We start from the raw sequence: 20,663 nt of genomic DNA on the forward strand, positions 1-20,663 counted from the left end.
GGCCGGGGAAGTGGCGGGACATGAGCGCTGTGCGGTCGGCGTTGAGGAGGGCGCATTCGAAGGCGCCGGGGAAGCGGTTGGCCAGGCGGTTCGGGTCGGCGACGAACAAGGCCGTGGCCAGGCCGTCGGCCAGCATGGTGGTGTCGGCGGCCACCCACGTGGCGGCGACGTCGCGCACGGGAAGACCGTCGATCGCGTTCAATAGATGATGGACTATCGTATTGGTTTCGGAGCGGATTGCCGTATTGGCGCCGGTTCCGGCAGGGACTATCGTATTGGTTCCGTCATGGACCATCGTATTGATTCCCGGATTTCCGCCGTTTTCCCAGCGTCTCCGGCTGGGTGCGCTCGCGCAGAAGGCGCCGGACGGGATGGTCGCGGTGCCGACCGCGCGGGACGTGTCGGCCGGATCCTCCAGCGCGATCGTGATCGGCTGCGACGATCGGACCAATAGATCGCCGCCGGCGTCGATCACGAATTCCGCATTATCGCGTTCCACGAGCGGATTCAGAAACCGCTCGGTCAGCAGATCGACCAGATATCCCTTGCCGCACGCGCCGAAATCAAGGTGCACGGGTCGTTTCGTGACCAACGTCGAACCGTCACGTTCGACGTCGCCGCGCCACGTCGGCCGTCCGTGGATTGCACCCAGCCGCCCGCCGGCACCGGGCTCGACCGTGAACGTGTAGTCCGCGCCGTAGCCGAGCCGGATCAGATCCTCCCCGACGCACGGGTCGATCGCGCCGTCCGTCGCCGCGCACAGCGAGTCGTACCAGGAAAACAATGCGATAGTCCATGTCGGAAAATCGAATCTGCCGCCGTGTTCGGCCCAGCCCATCGCTGTGACCGGCGAATCGTCGCGGAAACGTGACAGCGTGCGTTCGTAATCGTCGATGAACGACAGCATCGCCGCGCGCAGATCGTCGCCGATCGGCTGCGACGATCGCACGATCAGTCCCGTGCCCAACGCGCGCGGAAACGCCGTTACGTATGGCATTCGCTCGTTCAACTCGCTCATGCCGCCCAATCGTAGCGATTGTTTCGCATAACGCAGTGTTTCACGTGAAACTGCCATGTGAAACTTGCGCGGAAAACCGAAGCGGCGGCACTATCCGCCATGCGGGCGGGGACGGGGGAATTGCCCCGCCGGGGTAGAGGGCGTAGGGTAACCTAATCGACGGCGGAAATTGGCGACGTGGCGGAGGTGCGTTATGGCTGGAATCGTGTTGATCGGCGCTCAGTGGGGCGACGAAGGCAAGGGCAAGGCGACCGATCTGATCGGTACGAAGGTCGATTATGTCGCGCGTTTCAACGGCGGCAACAACGCGGGCCACAGCGTGGTCGTCGGCAACGAGTCGTACGCGCTGCACCTGCTGCCGTCCGGCATCATCAGCCCGAACGTGACCCCGGTCATCGGCAACGGCGTCGTCGTCGATCCGGAAGTCCTGTTCGAGGAGATCGACGGCCTGCAGTCGCGCGGCGTCGACTGCTCGCGCCTGCTCGTCTCCGAGGCGGCGCACGTCATCGCGCCGTATCATCGCGTGCTCGACAAGGTCACCGAACGCTTCCTCGGCAAGCACAAGATCGGCACCACCGGCCGCGGCATCGGCCCGGCCTACGCCGACAAGATCAACCGCGTCGGCATCCGCGTGCACGACCTGTTCAACGCCGACCACCTGCACGACAAGGTCGAGGCCAGCCTGCACCAGAAGAACCAGATCCTCGTCAAGCTGTACAACCGTCGCGCCATCGACGTCGACCAGACCACCGACGAACTGCTCGCGCTCGGCGAACGTCTGCGCCCGTACGTCGCGAACACCGGCCTGATCCTCAACAAGGCGCTCGACGAAGGCAAGACCGTGCTGTTCGAGGGCGCGCAGGCCACCATGCTCGACGTGGACCACGGCACGTATCCGTTCGTTACGTCCTCCAACCCGACCGCGGGCGGCGCGTGCACCGGCACCGGCGTTGGCCCGACCAAGATCAACCGCGTGATCGGCGTCGCCAAGGCGTACGTGACGCGCGTGGGCGAAGGTCCGTTCCCGACCGAACTGTTCGACGAATCCGGCGACTGGCTGCGCGCGCAGGGCCACGAGTACGGCGTGACCACCGGCCGTCCGCGCCGCTGCGGCTGGTTCGACGCGGTCGTCAACCGCTACGCGAGCCAGGTCAACGGCCTGACCGACATCGTCCTGACCAAGCTCGACGTGCTCACCGGCTTGAAGGAGATCCCGATCTGCGTCGCGTACGATGTGGACGGCGAGCGTTTCGACGACATGCCGACCGATCAGGCCGCGTTCGCCGTCGCCAAGCCGATCTACGAGATGATGCCGGGCTGGAGCGAGGACATTTCGTCCGTGCACGACTTCGCCGACCTGCCGGCCACCTGCCAGGCGTACGTCAAGCGCCTCGAGGAGCTGTCGAACTGCCGCATCTCCGCGATCGGCACCGGCCCGCAGCGCGACCACATCATCTCCGTCCACTCGCTGATCGACTGACGGACGCATTGACGGCCGGCCGGATGCCAAGGTTGCTTCGGGCCGGCCGTTCTGTTATTGTCCTGCGCGTTGTCGCTCGCGCCTGCCACGAGTGATGCGTGCGTGGTACGAGTGCTGAAGTGCCGATGACTGTGACGTTGGGGGAGAGATTGACATGTCCGAGGAAGACGTTCCGTCGCTGGAACTGCCGATTCTGAACACGGCGGTGCCGCCGAAACTGTCCGATATACCGCTGCCGCCGGATGCGGTCGCGGCCGTCGACGATGCCGCCGTCGCGCACGTCGTGGCCGAGACGGATGTTGCCGATGACGTCGCGGATGTCGCCGACGTTGCGCATGATGATGCCGACGGTTCGACGCCATCGTTGGCATCGGGCGACGTTGCGCCAACGTTTGCCTCCGCCGACGATGCTTCCGGTGATTCTGCCGACGGGCCGTCCGCAGAATCGGCCGCGGATCCGTCCGACGATCAGTCCGAACCGCTCGCGCCGCCGGCCACGCCGCTCGCCAAGCTGGCGTCGAACGACATCGATCCGCCCACCATGGAAATGTCCGCGGCGAAAATCAACGCCGCGTCCGGCCGCCCGATCGCGGCGCTCTTCGGCGAAGGCCAGCCCGCGCCGCCGAAAATCCCGCTCGCGCCTATGAAGCGCATGCAGGCGAGGTTCAACCCGCTCGCCGACGGCATGATCTACCTCGTCGTCTTCCTCGGCGGCTTCGTCGGCACCGGCCTGCGCTACGGCCTGAACTTGGCCCTGCCGAACCCGGTGGCGGCGAGCGGTTTCTTCAGCGCGTTCCACCCGTCCACGTTCATCGCGAACATGTGCGCTTGCTTCATTTTCGCGGCGCTCAGCGCCTACATGTCGCAGGCGTCGTGGATTCGCAAGCGTGCGCGCGAACTGACCAGCCGCGGCGTCGGCATGGGCATGTGTGGTGGCTTCTCCACGCTGTCAGCCATGGCGATCGAGGATCTGACCTCGCTGCAGGCCAGCGAGGTCGGCGGATTCGCGTTCTACACGCTGCTCAGCTTCGCGTGCGGCCTGTTCGTCGCGTGGGGTGGCACGATGCTCGCCCTGCACGCGGCCGAGAAGCATTCGCGCAAGGCGATCCACGATGCGATCGAGCGCGGCGACGGCGCTAATGTCGCACGTTCGCAGGCTCCGGCCGGCGACTATGGTCAGCCGGTCTCGCGCGACGGCGTGCGCACCGCCGTATCGTCGAACGGTTCCGCTGCGAACGCGGCTGATGGGCACGCATCAAACGGCGGCAACGGCAACGCCGCGCAGCCAAACGGCCCGACCGTCGTGCGCGCCGACGGCACCACGGTGCAGTTGGATGCGCTGACCGCGTCCAAGCTCGTGCCGTCGTTCGAACCCGATCCGGTGACCGACGAAATCCCGATGGTCGCCGATCCGCTGCGAGGGGAGGCCCGCGAACAATGAGTGCATTCACCACATTCCTCTTGGTCGCCGCGTGCGGCGGCCTGGGCGCCGTGACCCGGTTCGTGCTCAACACGTCCATCCAACGCCTGTGGAACAACGCGTTCCCGCTCTCCACGTTCGTGATCAACGTGATCGCCACGTTCTGTGCGGGCATCGCCGCGGCCGCCTACGCCTACCAGACCGTCGACCACGGCACCTACCTGCTGTTCGTCACCGGCTTCCTCGGCGGCTTCTCCACGTTCTCCACGGCGATCAACGAAATGGTCTCGCTTGCCCGCAAGGAGCGTTTCGGCATGGCCGCGGCCTACTGTGCCGCCACGATCGTCGTCCCGCTCATCTGCGTGACGCTCGGCTGGCTGTGCATCGCTGCCGCCCAGTAGCATCCGCCCATCGCCGTCCGATTATTATTTGGTTAGGTTCGGCGGGGAGTGTTCATGAGTTGTATATGATCGTATACAATAAGTGTTGTATACGATCATATACAACATGTGGGGGTGCCGATCATGAAGATACGAACCATGTATGATGTCGGGCTTGCTATTCGGTCGGGGCGCGAACGGGCTGGGCTGAGCCAGCAGCAGTTGGCCGATCGTGCGATGGTGTCCCGTAGCTGGCTTGCAAAGGTGGAAACGGGTAAGGCATCTTTCGACTTGAGAAAGGTGCTGATGGTCGCTCAGACTCTTGGCATGACGGTGGAGATCTCCTATGGCGAGTGAGCGTGCTCTCAAGGTATATATGGATGGCGTTCCGATTGGCACGCTGAGTATGAACGGTTCCGGCAACCTTTCGTTCGAGTATCTCAAGGATTACGCCATGGCCGATGGAACGCTGCGTTGCTCAACACTGATGCGCATGCCAAAAACTACTCGCTTATGTTGTCCGGCGGTGAAGTGACCTTGGCCCCCATGTACGATGTGCTTTCCATCGCAGCATTCTTGGCGCTCGACGAGCATCCTCTATTTCCCATGCGTATCGGCAGAACTTTTGACCTTGAACAGGTATTCCCGGAAACTATGGTTAAGGAAGCCCGCAGACTCATGATTGCCGAAGCCGATGCTACTGAAATTGTTGATCGTACGCTTCAGAATCTGTCTGTGGCTTTAGATGCTACGGCGGAACGTATGAGTTCTCTGGATCGAAACGGCATCATCACTCGTACGGTTGACGGCATACGCAAACATTCCGCGCTCATGAAGCCCTTCATAGAGTAGGTGGCCGTAGCGGATGGTATCAGGCATCGCGTTTATGTCCAACGAAATGGTCTCGCTTGCCCGCAAGGAGCGCTTCGGCATGGCCGTCGCCCCAGTAGCGTTTGACTGATTCAAGATGGGAAACCGGCTCTTCGTATTTTCTTTTAACGAAGCTTGTTTGGTGATGAAAGAAGTGAGGCAACGTTGCCTTTTTGCTATGCTTTGGCTCACCTGAAGCTCATTCCTTTGCCATTGTTTGCCTTAGCATTTGTCGGCGTGTCCCGGTTGTTGTAACGTTAAATAAGCCATATGATTGAACCGATTCAAAGGTCAAGGCGACAAAGAAGTACCGCCAAAACCAAGAATCAGAAGACAGAGGACCAACGGGTTTCAAGGAGGAATATCATGGTTCGCACCACAACCATCATCAGGACAACAGCCGCCGCGTGCGCTGTAGCAATGCTAGTCCCACTAGCCGCCTGTGGAGGCGATGCGAGCGGAGAAAAGACCGCCGACGGCAAGCCGGTAGTCACTGTTCTGGTTGTTAAGGCCACGAACCAGATACCGATGAAGGACATGACCTGGACCCAGGAGCTCGAAAAGGAAGCCGGCGTCAAAATCAAATGGTTGGACGTACAGCAAACCGCCTGGGATCAGCAAAAGAACGCGTCCCTCGCCGCCGGCGACGTCGCAGACCTCAACATTCGCGCCTACAATCCGGACGATACCGCCAAGAACTCCGCAGCATTCGAAGACCTGACAGATGACATCGACAAAATGCCCAACGTCAAGAAGTTCTTCGAGGAAAAGCCGTTGGCGCGCAAGTTCGTCGAAGTCGACGGCAAGGTTCGCGTACTGCCATCCGACCGCAGCAAGGGATTCCTTGCCTCCGGCCAGCATATGCTCATCAACAAGGCATGGCTCGACAAGCTCGGCCTGAAGGTGCCGACCACATGGGACGAATTGACCAAGGTGCTCGAGGCGTTCAAGACCCAGGATCCGAACGGCAACGGCAAGCAGGACGAGATCCCGATGCACTTGCGCGCCCTGCCGACCTCTTCGGTTGCAATGTGGTGGAGTCTGTTCCTGTTCCTCAACTCCTTGGGGATCGTCACGCACTACAATTCCGGACCCAGCCAGAACGGCATTTATGTCAAGGACGGCAAAGTCGGCAACTACATGCAGACCGACGAATTCCGTCAGGTGCTCGACTATCTCGCCTCCCTCAAAAAGAAAGGTCTTGTTCCCGACAATTGGGTGACGCTTGACGACAGCAAGTATTGGGCCGAACTGCAACCCGGCGGCGATACGGCGACCGTGGGCGTCGCGTTCGGCTGGGATGAAACCGCTTTCGGGTCGCGTCTCGCACCATTGACCAAGCAGTACATCAGCATGCCCGTACCGGCCGGCCCCGGCAAGACTTTCGAACAGACCGTGTGGGACGGTTCGCGTGAAGCCAACGAGTTCGAGGATTACCACATGTCCATGAGCGCGAACGCGAAGAACAAGGAAGCGTGCCTGAAGGTCATCGACCTGCTGTATTCGACCAAGTATTCCATGCAGCAGCTGTACGGCGCTATCCCGAAGTACCTCGAATACGATGAGGCGACGAACACGTACACGCAGACCCAGGCGTCCCGTGATGCAGGAGAAGCAGGAAAATACCCCGGACTGGCCGATCGTCTCGCAGGTTGGGTTCCTGACGACGTGACCATCAAGGGCGATGAGGCGATCGACGCCATCCAGAAGGTCGACGCGGTATACGCCGAACAGTACAAGCATTACGACCACACCAAGGACATGATGCCGATCTACGTGCGCCTCGCCGAAGAGGATCAGACACCGGTCGCCAACACGTTTGCTGGCGTATTCGATTACGCCATGCCGGAGATCGCCAAGTTCGTGCAGAACGGCACCACCGATGAAACGTGGAGCGCATTCCAAGATCAGCTGACGAAGCTGGGCATCGATGGGTCGACGGAGGCGTGGCAGAAGGCGTACGACAAGTACGTTAAGTAACGGCCAAGGTGATCTATGACGTAGGCGGAGGAAGCCCGGTTCAGCCGGTGCATCCTCCGTCTTTTTTTTGTGTATGGATGGGTGCCGGGTGGTGTAGGAATCACGCTGTCGCGTGATGCGGTGTTGCCGTGCGATCGCGCGGTAGCGCAACCTCGGCATCGCGCCGTCGCGCCCGTATGTATTCAACGCACTGCGATATTGCGCGTGAAATGGGGGTTTCGCGCGTGAATTCGCAGGGTTTTACGCGGGGGTAATACGGGCCCGGATGCGGTAACGGGCGGGAAACCTGAGTGCAACCGTTGGACGCACTTTGTCTCTTAGGTTGAAGGCAATCTAAGAGAAGGACGAGATATGACAGCCGCAACCATCCGGTGTCGGCGTCATCGTTCGGTATTGCCCCCGCTGACCGCACTGGCCGCCGCTCTCATCGCAATACTGATGACGCTGACCATCAGCCAACCCACGCCCGCTATCGCGGCCGAATCGGTCGCCACCTGCAATCCGACGGCCCAGAACGGCTGCGTCAACGGCATCCTGCAGGATGCGTCCAAGAAACCGATCGCCGGCGTGACCGTCACGCTGTCCGGCGCCGAATCGGCGACCACGCAGACCGACGCGAACGGCAAGTGGGCGTTCAGCGTCACCGCCGACGGCACGTACACGGTCACGATCGACGAATCCGTCGCCAAAGCGCACGGGCTCGGCACGAACACGGCCGACGTGGAGATCGTCAAGAACAGTTTCGACAAGCAGCGCGGCGTCGTGCGATTCGACCAGAGCGCAGGATCCGCGGGCGGATCGTCGACCGGCGGCGATAGCGGCACGTCCGGTACGAACGGCTCGTCCGGCAGCAGCAAGTCCGGCTCAGCTGGAGCGTCATCCGCGAACGATACGGCCGACGCGGCTGGCGCGCTGAGCGCCACGCTCGCGAACATCGGCGCGCGATTCTGGCAACAGCTCTACTCCGGCGTGATCTTCGGCCTCATGCTCGGTCTCATGTCCGTCGGCATGAACCTCGTGTACGGCACCACGCGGCTCAGCTCGTTCTCGCACGGCGAGCAGGTCACGCTCGGCGGCCTCATGGCCTACGTGGGCACGCAGCTGCTGCACTGGCCGCTCGTCATATCTGCCGTGTTCGCCGTCGCGGTCGGCGCGCTCACCGGCTGGATCCAAAACGAACTCGTGTGGGCGCCCCTGCGACGCAAGCACGTCGGCCCCATGCAGCAGATGATCGTCACGATCGGCCTGTCAATGGCCCTGCAATACCTGTTCCAGTTCTTCTTCGGCGGCGACATCAAAGGCATCACCAAATCCGTGCCCGACAGCTTCGCGCTCGGACCGATCACCACCGACGCACCCACGCTCATCTCCGCCGGACTTGCGATCGTCGTGATCATCGGCATCACACTGTTCCTGTACAAGACGCGCCTCGGACGCGCCACGCGAGCCGTCTCCGACAACGCGGCGCTCGCCGCGGCGTCCGGCATCAACGTCGAACAGGTTGTGCGAATCGTCTGGATCCTCTCCTGCGCGATGGCAGCGTTGTCAGGCGTGCTGCTCGGCATCTACCTCAACGGCATCTCGTGGAACACCGGCGCGACCCTGCTGCTGCTCATGTTCGCAGCCGTCACGCTCGGCGGCCTTGGCACCGCGAACGGCGCGCTCGTCGGATCGCTCGTCATCGGCATCGTCGCGGACATGAGCTCGCTCATCATCCCCAACGACATGCGCTACGCCAGCGCGCTCGCAATCCTTATCATCGTCCTGCTCGTCCGACCGCAGGGCATTTTCGGCAAAGCGCAGAGAGTGGGCTGAAACATCATGGACATCCTTACGATTATCTCGAACGCGGCCGGCGAACTCATCGCGCCGACCACCGCCGCATACGTGCTCGCCGCCATCGGCCTCAACATCCACTTCGGTATGACCGGACTCATGAACATGGGCCAGGCCGGATTCATGCTGCTCGGTGCATACGGTTTCGCCGTCACGCAGTCGATGGGCGCGAACCTGTTCGCCTCCATCTGCGCGGCTGTCGCGCTCGCCGTCATCTACGCGCTGCTGCTCGGCATCCCCACGCTCAAGCTCGGCCCGGACTATCTGTCGATGGTTACGTTGGCAGCGGCTGAAATCATTCGCATCATCGGCCGCTCCACGTCCATGACGAACCTGACCGGCGGCTCGGCCGGCATCTCGCCGCAGGACTTCACCACGCAGTTCGAGAATCTCTCGCCGCTGCCGGACGGCTCGACCACGTTCCTGCTGTGGACGTACAGCAACAACATCGCAAACTCGTGGTGGCTGCGCATCGTCGCATGGGCGCTCGTGATCGTCGCCACGCTGCTCGTGTGGCGCTGGTTCCACTCGCCGTGGGGGCGTGTGCTCAAGGGCATCCGCGAAGACGAGAACGCGATCCGATCGCTCGGCAAGAACGTGACCAAATACAAGATGGAATCGCTGATCCTGGGCGGCATCTTTGGCGCGTTCGCGGGCATCATCTTCGTGCTGCCGCGCTCCGTGCAGCCGGATTCGCTCGGCCGCACGGTCACGTTCTACACGTGGACGATCCTGCTGCTGGGCGGCGCGGCCACGATCTTCGGCCCGATCCTCGGCTCGTGCCTGTTGTGGGTGCTGCTCACGTTCGTCAAGGAGACGATGCGTGGCACGATCCCGGAAACGCTGATCTCGTCGAATCAGGTGGAGGCGCTCGGCTGGGTGATCGTGGGCGTCGCGCTCATGTGTCTAGTGATATTCAGACCACAGGGACTGCTGGGAGACAGGAAGGAGCTGGCGTTCAATGCGTAGGACAATGCGTACGAATGATGACGCCGCCGCGCGCGGCGGCGTGCGTGACACGGAGCGTGACGGGGCGCGTGACGGGGCGCGTGACGCGGACGTTGCGGACGCGAAGGAAACCGTGGCCGGCGTGACGCCGACCAACCTGCCCTCCGGCGACGACCGCCCCGGCAAGCCGTTCCACGACCTCGCCAAATGGGCCACCAAAGCGCCCGAAGGCGAGAAGCTCATCTCCACCGCCTACGGCGACAAGGTGAGCGAGGACCTGCGGTTCGTCAAGAACGAGCCCGGCGTGCACAAGCCCGACCCGATTCTCGTGGCCGACAAGGTGACGCGCAAATTCGGCGGCATGACCGCCGTGAACGTCGACCACTTCGAAATCGAACGGCACGGCATCACTGCGCTCATCGGTCCGAACGGCGCCGGCAAAACCACGTTCTTCAACCTCATGACCGGCTTCGACACCCCCAACACCGGCTCGTGGACCTTCGACGGGCACGACCTCGAACACGTGCGCCCCGAACGGGTGGCGCGCATGGGCATGGTCCGCACGTTCCAGCTCACCAAAGTGATGAGCCGACTCACCGTGCTCGACAACATGCTGCTCGGCGCGCCCGTGCAGCCCGGCGAAGGCATGTTCCGCGCGCTCGTGCCCGGACTGTGGCGGAAGCAGGAGGCTGCGAACCGGGAGAAGGCCGAGGCGCTGCTCGAACGGTTCCTGCTCATCAAAAAGAAGGACGACTTCGCCGGCGCGCTCTCCGGCGGACAGCGCAAGCTGCTCGAAATGGCCCGCGCGCTCATGTCCGACCCGCAGCTGGTCATGCTCGACGAGCCGATGGCAGGCGTCAACCCTGCGCTCAAACAGTCGCTACTCGACCACATCATGGCGCTGCGCGAGGAGGGCACCACCGTGCTGTTCGTCGAACACGACATCAACATGGTCCGGCACATCGCCGACTGGGTGACCGTGATGGCCGAAGGGCGCATCGTCGCCGAAGGCCAGCCGAAAAGCGTGATGAACGATCCCGCCGTGATCGACGCGTACCTCGGCGCGCACGCGAACATCGACCTTGGCGACGACTCGGTATTGGAGGGACTCGAATGACTGACACTGCAATCGCGGCGGGTTCATCCGCCACCGCACCGGCGGCAGACACGCGCCCGCGTTCGGAAATCCACGTCGGCGAGCCGGCCGGCGAACCGCTGCTCGACGCCGTCGACCTCGTCGCCGGCTATCTGCCCGGCGTCAACATCCTCAACGGAGCGTCCCTCACCCTGCACAAGGGCGAAATCGTCGGCATCATCGGCCCGAACGGCGCCGGCAAATCAACGCTGCTCAAATCGCTGTTCGGCCTCGTGCACATCCACTCCGGCAAGCTCACGCTCGACGGGCGCGACATCACCAACCTGCGCGCCGACAAGCTCGTCTCGCTCGGCGTCGGATTCGTGCCGCAAACCGAAAACGTGTTCCCGTCGCTCACCATCGCCGAAAACATGCACATGGGCGCATATCAGGCGCCCAGCAAATTCGACGAACGCTTCGACTACGTGTGCTCGATCTTTCCCAAGCTCGGCGCCCGCCGCAACCAGCTCGCCGGCTCGCTCTCCGGCGGCGAACGGCAGATGGTCGCCATGGCCCGCGCGCTCATGATGCAGCCGTCCGTGCTCCTACTCGACGAGCCGAGCGCCGGCCTCTCGCCGATGCTGCAGGACGAAACATTCATCCGCGTGCGCCAGGTCAACAAAGCCGGCGTCTCCGTGATCATCGTCGAACAGAACGCCCGCCGCTGCCTGCAGATCTGCGACCGCGGCTACGTCCTCGACCAAGGCCGCAACGCCTACTCCGGCCGCGGCCGCGACCTGCTCAACGACCCCAAGGTCATCTCTCTCTATCTGGGCAATCTCGAAGAAGAAGTAAAAGAAGAAGGCAAGTAACGGCGCGTATACGGCCTTTCCTCACCGCTCGCTGTGCTGAGCACAGCTTCGGGTTCGGACGGCCATCTCCGCGCGCGTTACTTGCCTTCTTACGGAAGGCAAGTAAGTTCACAAACGGCTGCGCGGAATTCGTGGCGAGGACGGGTTCGCACTGACGGACATCGTAGAAAACGTTTGCCGAAACGAGCGATTCCGTAGTGAGGGGAAATGCTGAAAACCGCATGTTTCCAACGGTTTTCGGGCGTCATCGGCCGGTTACACAAGAGGACCGAAACCGAATCAACCACCCCGTACAGTCAATCCCAAGATTCGGGAACGAACCAACGGTCGACGGGCCGGCGGAGGCATCCCGCATCCCGTATCACCGCCCGAAATCGGACATCCACGGCAGATTCCACGCATCACATGCACCGCGTAACGCGCGTCCCGCAAACGCACGTCACGCAGCATACGTCGTGCGATCCGCTCATCACGGATATCCGGCCACGGGAACAAGAGAGGAAAGTGGTGGTTCGTATGAACGGCAACATCATCAACATCAACGGCACTACCAGCCACGGCACGGGCTGTAACAGGCGCAACACGGCCACGGTCGTCGCCGCGGCGATCGCGGCCGGCGTGCTCGCGCTGTCCGGATGCGGCTCGTCGAACGCGACGGCCAGCGACTCCGGCACGTCCGGCTCGACGAGCACGGGCACGTCCTCGTCGTCCGGCACGTTCACGGCCGCCGGCCTGTTCCCGCAGACCGGCTCGATGGCGTACATCGGCCCGTCCAACGTCGCCTCGCTCAAGCTCGCGGCCAAGGACATCAACGCGGCCGGCGGCGTGCTCGGCAAGGACATCGAAACAGTCACGGCCGACACGTCCGACGCGGACCACGCCGACCAAAACTCGTCCGCAGCGCAGTCCGTGCTCTCGAAGAACCCGTCCGTCGTGGTCGGCCCGCCGTCCAGCTCCGTCGTCAAGAACTCGTACAAGCAGGTCGTCGCGGCCGGCGTGCCGATGATCTCGAACGGCGCCACGTCCACCGCATTCAGCGGCATGGACGACCTGTTCTTCCGCACGATCCCGCCGGACACCGTGCAGGGGGCCGTGCTCGGCCAGATCATCGCGCAGGATGGCGTGCAGAATCTCGCGATCGCCGTGTTCAACGACGAGTACGGCACGTCGCTGCGTGACGTGGTCGTCAAAACCGTTGAGGACGCCGGTCTGAACGTCGTCTACGGCGCGAAGGACACGTTCGACCCGACCGAAACGAACTTCTCGTCGATCGCGACCGCGATCAAGGCCGCCAAGCCGGACGCCGTGCTCGTCATCGCGTTCGACCAGACCAAGTCGCTCGTCAAGGCACTCAAGAGCGCCGGCATCGACACGCACAAGCTGTACATGACCGACGGCAACACGGTCGACCATTCCGCCGACTTCGACGCGGGCCTACTCGAAGGTTCGACCGGCACCATCCCGGGTGCGCACCCGACCGAGGAGTTCCAGGGCAAGGTTAAGGCGATCGACCCGAAGGTCGTGGACTTCACGTACGCGGCCGAAACGTACGACGCGACCGTGCTGGCGGCGCTCGCCGCGCAGAAGGGCGGCGCGACCGACGGGGCGACCGTGGCGAAGAATCTGCCGGCCGTCTCCGGCGTGAACGGCGGCGAGGAATGCTCGTCGTACGCGGACTGCCTTGCGCTGCTCAAGGACGGCAAGGACATCAAGTACAAGGGACAGGCCGGCATCGGCCCGTTCAACGACGACCACGATCCGTCCACCGCGGCGATCGGCGTGTACAAGTTCGACAAGGACAACAAGCCGGTGTTCGACCACGCGCAGGAAGGCGCGGTCCCGACCAAGTGATCGGTTGAGTGACTGGTCGGGTGGTTGGCCGACTGACTGGGTGGTCGGTCAGACTGACTGGGTGGTCGGTTGGCTGGGTGGTCGGTCAGACTGATCGGGTGGTTGATTTGCCCGACCGGTCTAGTATTCGGAAGACCGCAAGGATCGGTTGCGGATCGGCTACGGTCATCGGCCGACAACATTCGTGGGTATAGACGGACCCTCTCATCACGACTGTGGGCATGGACAGTACATTTCCGAGCGAAAATCGGCTCTCAATGTACCGTCCATGCCCACAGTTGCGTAAATGTACGGTCCATGCCCACGATTGGCGCGCCCGCGTGTACCGCCTATGCCCACAATCGAATAGTCCGAGAACCGAATCCCCGTGACCGATGGATAAATGTACCGTCTATGCCCACAATCGCTTTCGGAACGCCGGTGTCTACGCCTTGCCGTTCATGACGGCGGCGAGGGAGTGCACGCGGGGATTGTCGAAGATCTCGTCGGTGTGCATGACATGCCCGGCCGCGTCGGTGAGCGGGATGCGCCAGTTCGGATACTGGTCCGACGTGCCCGGCTGGTTGACCGCGCGGTGCTGCCCGACGCCGTCCATGAGCGTCGCCTGCCGCAGCACGCTCGGCGTGTCCGTGAGCATGCGGTGCATCGCCTCGACGATCTGCTGCTCGTACGCCGGCACGTCGGCGGCGATGTCGGCGGCGGACAGATACGCGTCGTTCGCGCCGGCCGTGCCCGCCGAGGGAACGCGCAGCCATCCGCCGCTCACCAGCAGCTCGAGCATCGCGCGGCGTTCGGCCTCCGCCGACGCGCGGAATTCGCCGGCCGACGACGTGAGCAGTCCCAGTTCCTCGCGGATCTTGACGTGTTCGAATTCGAGATAGCCGGCGGTCGGCGGCAGATCGTGCGTGGTGACCGACGCGAGCGCCTGACGGCGATACGTGCTGGGCGACGCGTACGGATCGCCCGCAATGGCCGAATCGTCGACGCGCGAGAACCATGCGACATCCGTGCCGAGTACGCCGTGGTCGGCGAGCACTTTGCGCACGTAATCGGGCACGGTGCCGAGGTCTTCGCCCACGACCACGCCGTTCGCGCGCGTCGCCTCGATGGCAAGCACGGCTAGCATCGCCTCGTGATCGTACGTAACGTACGCGCCGCCTTTCGCGCCGCGACCCTGCGGGATCCACCACAGTCGGAACAGGCCGAGCACGTGGTCGATGCGCACCGCGCCGGCGTGCGCGAACACGGCGTGCACCATCTCACGGTACACACGATAGCCCGTATCGGCCAGATACCGCGGGCTGAACGGCGGCTGGCCCCAGTCCTGGCCCTGCTGGTTGTAGAAGTCCGGCGGGCAGCCGACGGTGACCGAACCGACCGCGAAGCGTTCCGGATTCCACCATGCGTCCGCGCCGAGCATGTGCACGCCCACGGCCATGTCGAGCATGAGTCCGAGCGCCATGCCGGAATCCTTGGCGGCGGCCTGCGCGGCGGTCACCTGCTCGTCTGCGATCCATTGCAGCCAACGGTTGAACTCGAACAGGTCGCGGTGCTCGCGCACGAGAGCGGCGACTTCCGGCGACTCGCGGTCGTACCGCTTGAACCAGGAGTTGGCCTCCCACGGCGCGCCCCACACCTCGAACGCGAGGCACCACGTCGCGAACGCGTCCAAATCCGGGCCTGTGGCGGCCACGAACGACTGGAACGCGGCCTCGCGTTCGGCCGAGCGCGGCTGGTCGAAGATGATGCGCAGTGCGCGCCGCTTCGCGTCCCAGCTTGCGTTGATGTCGAGCGGTTCGCCGCTGTCGTTCGCGGCGGCGACGGTCGCGTGCAGCGCGCCGATCGCGGTCCGGTCGTCGGTTGACAACGTTGCGTATTCGGGAATGTCCTGCGGGCGGATGTACGTGACGTTGAGGAATCGGCGCGACTCGGGCAGGTACGGCGACGGTTCGAGCGGCGGCACCGGCGCGGTCGCGTGGATCGGGTTGATGAGCATGAAGTCGGCGCCGGACTTCGCGCCCGCGTCGGCGGCGAGCCGGCGCAGGTCGCCGTAGTCGCCCACGCCCCACGAATCATGCGAACGTTCGGCATACAGCTGCGTCATCCAGCCCCAGCGCGGGTGTTCCTCGACGGCGGCGGGCAGCGGTATGCGCTCCGGCGCGACCAGCAGCGTCGCCTCGTCCTGCCGTTCGCCGGTGTCGACGTGCAGCGTGTGGTAGCCGATCGGCAGATCGTCGGGCAGGATGAGGAACTGGTCGGTGCTGCTGACGCTCGGCAGGATGTCGCCGAGATCGCTGCGGCATTCCGTGCCGTCTTCCAGCGTGATGGTCGCCGTCGGCTGCTCCGATTCGGTGCAGTGCAGCGTGACGGACGTTTCCTTGCCCGCGGTGACGACGATGGTGTGGCTGGGCAGGAGCCGTTCGTCGCGTTCGCGTTCAAGCCGTGCGAGCGATTGCGTGATCGCCGCGTCGCTGCCCGCGTCGATGCTGAGCGCGGCGAGCACGTTGACGAGCACGTCGTCGTCGATTTCGACGTACGTGCCGACCTGGTCGATGTACGATGTGGCCACGCCGCCGGCCTTGGCGAGGCGGATGAGCGGGCGGGCGAGCCGTTCGGCCGATTCGGTGGGTTGGGCTGGTTTGGCGGTCGGAGAGGAAACTGCTGCCGCGTGGACTGCGGTGGGGGTTGCAGTGTCCTCGTCTGCGGCGGTTGCGGCTGCTGAGACGGCTTTGGCGGGAACTGCGGATGCTGGCATGGCGTCGGTCATGGACTCTCCTTCGATGTCTGCGATGTGGTGCTGGCGCGTCGTTGCGATCGTATGCCGCTAAGTTGAACCGGTCTATGCGATGAGAGGCTCAAACTCGGCGGAAAACGTTGCTTCGTTCAGCATACAGTGTCTTGCCATCGTTTGCAATACCGGTGTTTCTTCATGCGACTGCCGAGCCGACTGCCGAGTGGGATTGCCAAGTGGAACCGCTGAGCCGACTGTCGAGTGGAACTGCCGATGAACGTGCCCGATCTGGTCGACACGTGGCCGGAATAGATCCCCCTCCGACCATGGGCGACATATGTCGCTGCCGAAATCAGCCTGCCGACCGTCATCGATCTCCCCCGACCATGGGCGACATATGGGTGTGGGCATAGACGGTACATATACGGGGCCGAAAAGCCCTCGTAATGGACCGTCCATGCCCACTATCAGCTAGATATACCGCCTATGCCCACAATTCTGCATGCATAATGTACCGATTATGCCCACACGTCAGCGGAGGATCACGAACGACTGTGCCGGAAGCGTGAGCGCGGTGCCGTCCAGCGCGGGGGAGCCGATGGCGAACGCGAGATCGCGGCCGGCCGCGTCGGCGGGCAGATCGAGCGTGATCGTCTCGCGGCCCGGGTTCATCGCCACGATCACCGAGCCGCCGGTCGTCGAGCCGCTGACCGTCGAATTGCCGCCGGTCGCCGTGCCGTCGGCCGAGGCCGCGGCCGTGCGCCGATACGCGAACGCGCGTCCGCCGTCGCGTCCGGCCAGCACGTCGAAGTCGGCGTCGGCGTGCAGCGCGGGCGTCGCGTGGCGCAGTGCGAGCAGCGCGCGGATCGTCGACAGCAGCGAATCGGGATCGGCCGAAGCGGCGGCGACCGTGGGCGCGTCGTCGGCCGGGTCGACCGGCAGATACAGCGCGTCGGCGGGCGCGTCGGAGAAACCGAGGTTCGGCAGCGCGGCGTCCCACTGCATCGGCGTGCGGCTGCCGGTGCGCGTGTAGCCGCCTTCCTTGGTGGGCAGCGGGCGGTACCGCATGCCGATTTCGTCGCCGTAATAGAGGAACGGGCAGCCGGGCATGGTCATGAGCATCGCGTACGCGATCGCGCGCTCGCGTTCGGTCAGTCGCTGGGCGGTGCGCAGCGTGTCGTGGTTGCAGGTGAGGAGGTCGAAGTATCCGCCGGCTCGGCGCGCGTCGGCCAGCTGCGGCAGGTACTGGTCGAGGAACGGCTTGATCGGCGTGCCCGAGTCGGCGTTGAAGTAGCTCAGGTCGCCGTCGTGTGCGAGCGGCGTATCGGTGTTGCGCAGCAGCATGTTGTAGCCGTTCGGGTTGCCGTCCCAGCGCCAGTCGAGGTAGAAGTCCATGTCGAAGCCGGCTTGCATCGACTCGTGCGGGCGTCCCCATTCGGACACGAACGCGGCGTCGGGGAATTCGGGGCGGATCTTGGAGAACATGTACTGCCAGGTGCGGATGGTGAACGGCTTGCCGTTCTCGTCGTGCTTGACGAGGCTGTCGGACATGTCCACGCGGAAGCCGTCCGCGCCGCGGGAGAGCCAGAAGCGCATCACGTCGACCATCGCGTCGCAGGTGGCCAGCGCGTCCGGGCCGAGCGCCGGCTTCTGCCATGGCTGGTGAGGGTGCGCGAATCCGTAGTTGAGCGCGGGCTGGCATTTGAAGAAGTTCAGGATATAGGTGCCGTCGCGGTCGGTCTCGCCTCCGATGAACGGCAGCCCGTCGCCGCCGGCGATCCACGAGTCGGTCCAGATGTAGCGTTCGGACAAGCTGGGGGAGCCGGTATTCGAGGCGTTGTTAGGTGTGACGCTCCCCCAGTCAGCTGCGCTGACAGATCCTGCAATTGCGGAGCCTTCGGCCGTTTTGTTGACTCGGCTGTCGCCTCGTCCTCGCCTAAAAACGCCTCCGGCGTTTTCTGTACGGTTCGGCCCCTCAGCCGAGGGGGCCGAGGCTGTGCGTTGCGCGGCGGGCAGGTGTCGATCGGCGGGGTCGGGCTGGGCGGAGGCGCGGAACCATGCGTGTTCTTCGCTGGTGTGGCCGGGGACGAGGTCAAGCAGGACGTGGATGCCGCGTTCGTGCGCGGCGGCGAACAGTGCGATCAGGTCGTCGTTGGTGCCGTAGCGGTCGGCGACGCGCGTGTAGTCGCGCACGTCGTAGCCCGCGTCCTTGAACGGCGAGTCGTAGCACGGGTTGATCCACAGCGCGTTGCAGCCGAGGCCGGCGATGTAGTCGAGCTTGCCGATGATGCCTTGGATGTCGCCGATGCCGTCGCTGTTGGAGTCGGCGTAGCTCTGCGGATAGATTTCGTAGAATACGGCGTCTGCCAGCCAGGAGGGGTGCGTGTCGGGATGATTTTCTTCGGTGTGTCGCGTGTCTGCCATGACTCAGAATCCTTGTGTTTTGAACGTTTTGCCGCGGTGTACGGCAGTCGTTTGCAATTGTACTTGCAACAGCGGAGTTGCCAACGTTTGCAGGTCGGTGCTATAGTAAGAACCACTGATGCGCTGCAAGGAAATGCATAAGCGATCATTGGACGTGAAGGTCACGCTGGTGTGAACGTATGCAGGAACGGATCTCGCAAGGGGTCTGCAACGTATGCAGTGCAGAACAGGAATCAGCGTCGAAACGCGCTGAAGCGTCTTCACAGGAAAGGAAGATCGATGAAGATCAATTGGAAGAAGGCTATCGGCCTCACCGCTGCCGCTGCCATGCTGCTCCCGCTCGCCGCCTGCGGTTCCGACACCGCCAGCAAGGGCGGTTCCTCCACCGCCACCGGTAGCACCGAGGACGTCACCCTGAGCGTGTGGGCCCCGCAGGAAGACCAGGCCAAGGGCGCGGACGGTTCCGATTCCTGGCTGGCCCAGGTCGAAGCCGCGTTCGAGAAGGCGCACCCGGAGTACAAGGTCACGTGGAAGAACGACGTCGTCTCCGAGGCCGACGCTTCCAAGACTGTGACCGCCGATCCGGCCGCCGCTGCCGACGTCTACATGTTCGCGAACGACCAGCTGGGCGCGCTGGTCAAGGCCGGCGCCATCGGCGAGCTGGGCGAGAACGAGGCCAACCAGGTCAAGGAACAGAACTCCCAGGTCCTCGTCGACTCCGTGACCGGCACCGACGGCAAGCTCTACGGCGTGCCGTACACCGCCAACACCTGGTTCATGTACTACGACTCCTCCGTCTTCTCCGCGGACGACGTCAAGAACTGGGACACCATGCTGTCCAAGGCCGCCGTCTCCTTCCCGATGACCAACGGCTGGAACATGGCCTCCTGGTTCACCAAGTCCGCCGACCTGACCTTCTTCGGCGACAACTCCAACCCGACCGACGCCTCCAAGGGCATCACCATCGACGTCGACAAGCTGACCGCCACCACCAAGTACCTCGTCAAGATGGCCAACAACGCCAACTTCATCAACGACGACGACACCTCCGGCCTCGACAACCTGACCAACGGCAAGGTCCACGCCTACTTCTCTGGCACGTGGAACGCCACCGCCGTCAAGAAGGTCCTGGGCGACCACTACGCCGCCGCGCAGCTGCCGAAGTTCACCGTGGACGGCCAGGAGTACCAGATGGACTCCTTCGCCGGCTCCAAGGCCGCCGCCTACAACCCGAACGCCAAGAACTCCAAGGCCGCCGCCCAGTTCGCCGCTTTCCTCGGCTCCTCCGACGCCCAGAAGCTCCACTGGGATCTGCGCGGCGTGGTGCCGTCCGACAACTCCCTCGCCGACTATGAGGGCAACGGCTCCGACTTCGGCTCCATCGCCAAGGATCCGGCCGCCCAGGCCCAGATCAACACCATCGCCAACACCTCCATCCTGCAGCCGTCCATCGCGGCCATGGGTGACTGGTGGGATCCGGCCAAGGCCTACGGCGCTTCCATCGTGAACAAGGAAACCACCGAAGCCAACGCCGCCCAGAAGGCCCAGGACTTCGCCAAGCTGCTTGCCGCGATGACGAAGACCGAGTGAGTCCGGTCCCGACTGCGGATCAGACCGCATGACTTCATAATTGAATATCGATTCCATATCCACTTGAGGGTCCGATAAGGTACGCCACTGCCGGGCGGTTGCTCCGAAACCGCGCTCCCGCCCGGCAGCCTCACCAACACCGCGGTTTCACCATTCTTACCTCTCCTTCTCCTCCTTCATTGCCCGTA

The 20,663-nt window shown here is 63.7% G+C and carries 16 protein-coding genes; 13 read left to right on the forward strand and 3 right to left on the reverse strand.

Translation table 11 applies throughout. The features are described 5' to 3' along the window. The coding region (locus JS533_RS09535) for an FAD:protein FMN transferase (RefSeq protein WP_241514185.1) at positions 1-1,018 on the reverse strand (1,018 nt) is incomplete at its 3' end. A gap of 193 nt (positions 1,019-1,211) precedes the next feature. Here JS533_RS09535 and JS533_RS09540 point away from each other — a divergent pair. The 12 genes from JS533_RS09540 to JS533_RS09590 all read left to right on the forward strand — a co-directional run bounded on the left by JS533_RS09540 (position 1,212) and on the right by JS533_RS09590 (position 13,730). Further along, positions 1,212-2,498 (forward strand): adenylosuccinate synthase, encoded by a 1,287-nt coding sequence (locus tag JS533_RS09540; protein ID WP_241514186.1) that lies wholly within the window; start codon positions 1,212-1,214, stop codon positions 2,496-2,498. Between the two features lie 154 nt (positions 2,499-2,652). Further along, a complete protein-coding gene (locus JS533_RS09545) occupies positions 2,653-3,939 on the forward strand; it encodes a fluoride efflux transporter FluC (protein ID WP_241514187.1) in 1,287 nt (428 codons plus the stop codon). Further along, positions 3,936-4,319 (forward strand): fluoride efflux transporter FluC, encoded by a 384-nt coding sequence (locus JS533_RS09550; RefSeq protein ID WP_219058202.1) that lies wholly within the window; start codon positions 3,936-3,938, stop codon positions 4,317-4,319. Before JS533_RS09545 ends, JS533_RS09550 begins: the two co-directional genes overlap by 4 nt. A gap of 123 nt (positions 4,320-4,442) precedes the next feature. Then, positions 4,443-4,655, forward strand: a complete 213-nt coding sequence (locus tag JS533_RS09555; RefSeq protein WP_033492641.1) for a helix-turn-helix domain-containing protein — start codon at positions 4,443-4,445, stop codon at positions 4,653-4,655. A 49-nt stretch (positions 4,656-4,704) separates the two neighbouring features. Beyond that, entirely contained in the window at positions 4,705-4,833 is a 129-nt protein-coding gene (locus tag JS533_RS13865; RefSeq protein WP_420838646.1) for a hypothetical protein, read from the forward strand. Further along, a complete protein-coding gene (locus JS533_RS09560; protein WP_241514188.1) occupies positions 4,773-5,150 on the forward strand; it encodes a HipA domain-containing protein in 378 nt (125 codons plus the stop codon). The genes JS533_RS13865 and JS533_RS09560 overlap by 61 nt, the downstream gene beginning before the upstream one ends. Positions 5,151-5,705: 555 nt before the next feature. Further along, on the forward strand, positions 5,706-7,148 hold the full coding sequence (locus JS533_RS09565) for an extracellular solute-binding protein (RefSeq protein WP_241514189.1): 1,443 nt from the start codon (positions 5,706-5,708) through the stop codon (positions 7,146-7,148). 351 nt (positions 7,149-7,499) lie between these two features. Further along, a complete protein-coding gene (locus JS533_RS09570; protein ID WP_420838645.1) occupies positions 7,500-8,963 on the forward strand; it encodes an ABC transporter permease subunit in 1,464 nt (487 codons plus the stop codon). 6 nt (positions 8,964-8,969) lie between these two features. Beyond that, on the forward strand, positions 8,970-9,953 hold the full coding sequence (locus tag JS533_RS09575) for a branched-chain amino acid ABC transporter permease (RefSeq protein WP_033492638.1): 984 nt from the start codon (positions 8,970-8,972) through the stop codon (positions 9,951-9,953). Next, complete coding sequence (locus JS533_RS09580) at positions 9,946-11,049, forward strand: ABC transporter ATP-binding protein (RefSeq protein WP_241514190.1); 1,104 nt, start codon at positions 9,946-9,948, stop codon at positions 11,047-11,049. The genes JS533_RS09575 and JS533_RS09580 overlap by 8 nt, the downstream gene beginning before the upstream one ends. After that, positions 11,046-11,879: an ABC transporter ATP-binding protein gene (locus JS533_RS09585; RefSeq protein ID WP_241514191.1), complete on the forward strand. Its 834-nt coding sequence runs from the start codon at positions 11,046-11,048 to the stop codon at positions 11,877-11,879. The genes JS533_RS09580 and JS533_RS09585 overlap by 4 nt, the downstream gene beginning before the upstream one ends. Before the next feature lie 516 nt (positions 11,880-12,395). Continuing rightward, on the forward strand, positions 12,396-13,730 hold the full coding sequence (locus JS533_RS09590) for an ABC transporter substrate-binding protein (RefSeq protein WP_241514192.1): 1,335 nt from the start codon (positions 12,396-12,398) through the stop codon (positions 13,728-13,730). Positions 13,731-14,154: 424 nt separating this feature from the next. Here JS533_RS09590 and malQ read toward each other — a convergent pair whose 3' ends face one another. Both malQ and JS533_RS09600 read right to left on the reverse strand, forming a co-directional pair. Further along, positions 14,155-16,497, reverse strand: a complete 2,343-nt coding sequence (gene malQ, locus JS533_RS09595; protein WP_241514193.1) for a 4-alpha-glucanotransferase — start codon at positions 16,495-16,497, stop codon at positions 14,155-14,157. A gap of 495 nt (positions 16,498-16,992) precedes the next feature. After that, on the reverse strand, positions 16,993-18,885 hold the full coding sequence (locus JS533_RS09600) for an alpha-amylase family glycosyl hydrolase (RefSeq protein ID WP_241514194.1): 1,893 nt from the start codon (positions 18,883-18,885) through the stop codon (positions 16,993-16,995). A gap of 279 nt (positions 18,886-19,164) precedes the next feature. Here JS533_RS09600 and JS533_RS09605 point away from each other — a divergent pair, with 279 nt between their 5' ends. Then, positions 19,165-20,475, forward strand: coding sequence for an extracellular solute-binding protein (locus tag JS533_RS09605; protein WP_241514195.1), 1,311 nt, complete (start codon positions 19,165-19,167; stop codon positions 20,473-20,475). Positions 20,476-20,663 lie beyond the last annotated feature (188 nt).

It is taken from the genome of Bifidobacterium amazonense, from assembly GCF_018555435.2.
GTDB classification, from domain to species: Bacteria; Actinomycetota; Actinomycetes; order Actinomycetales; family Bifidobacteriaceae; genus Bifidobacterium; species Bifidobacterium amazonense.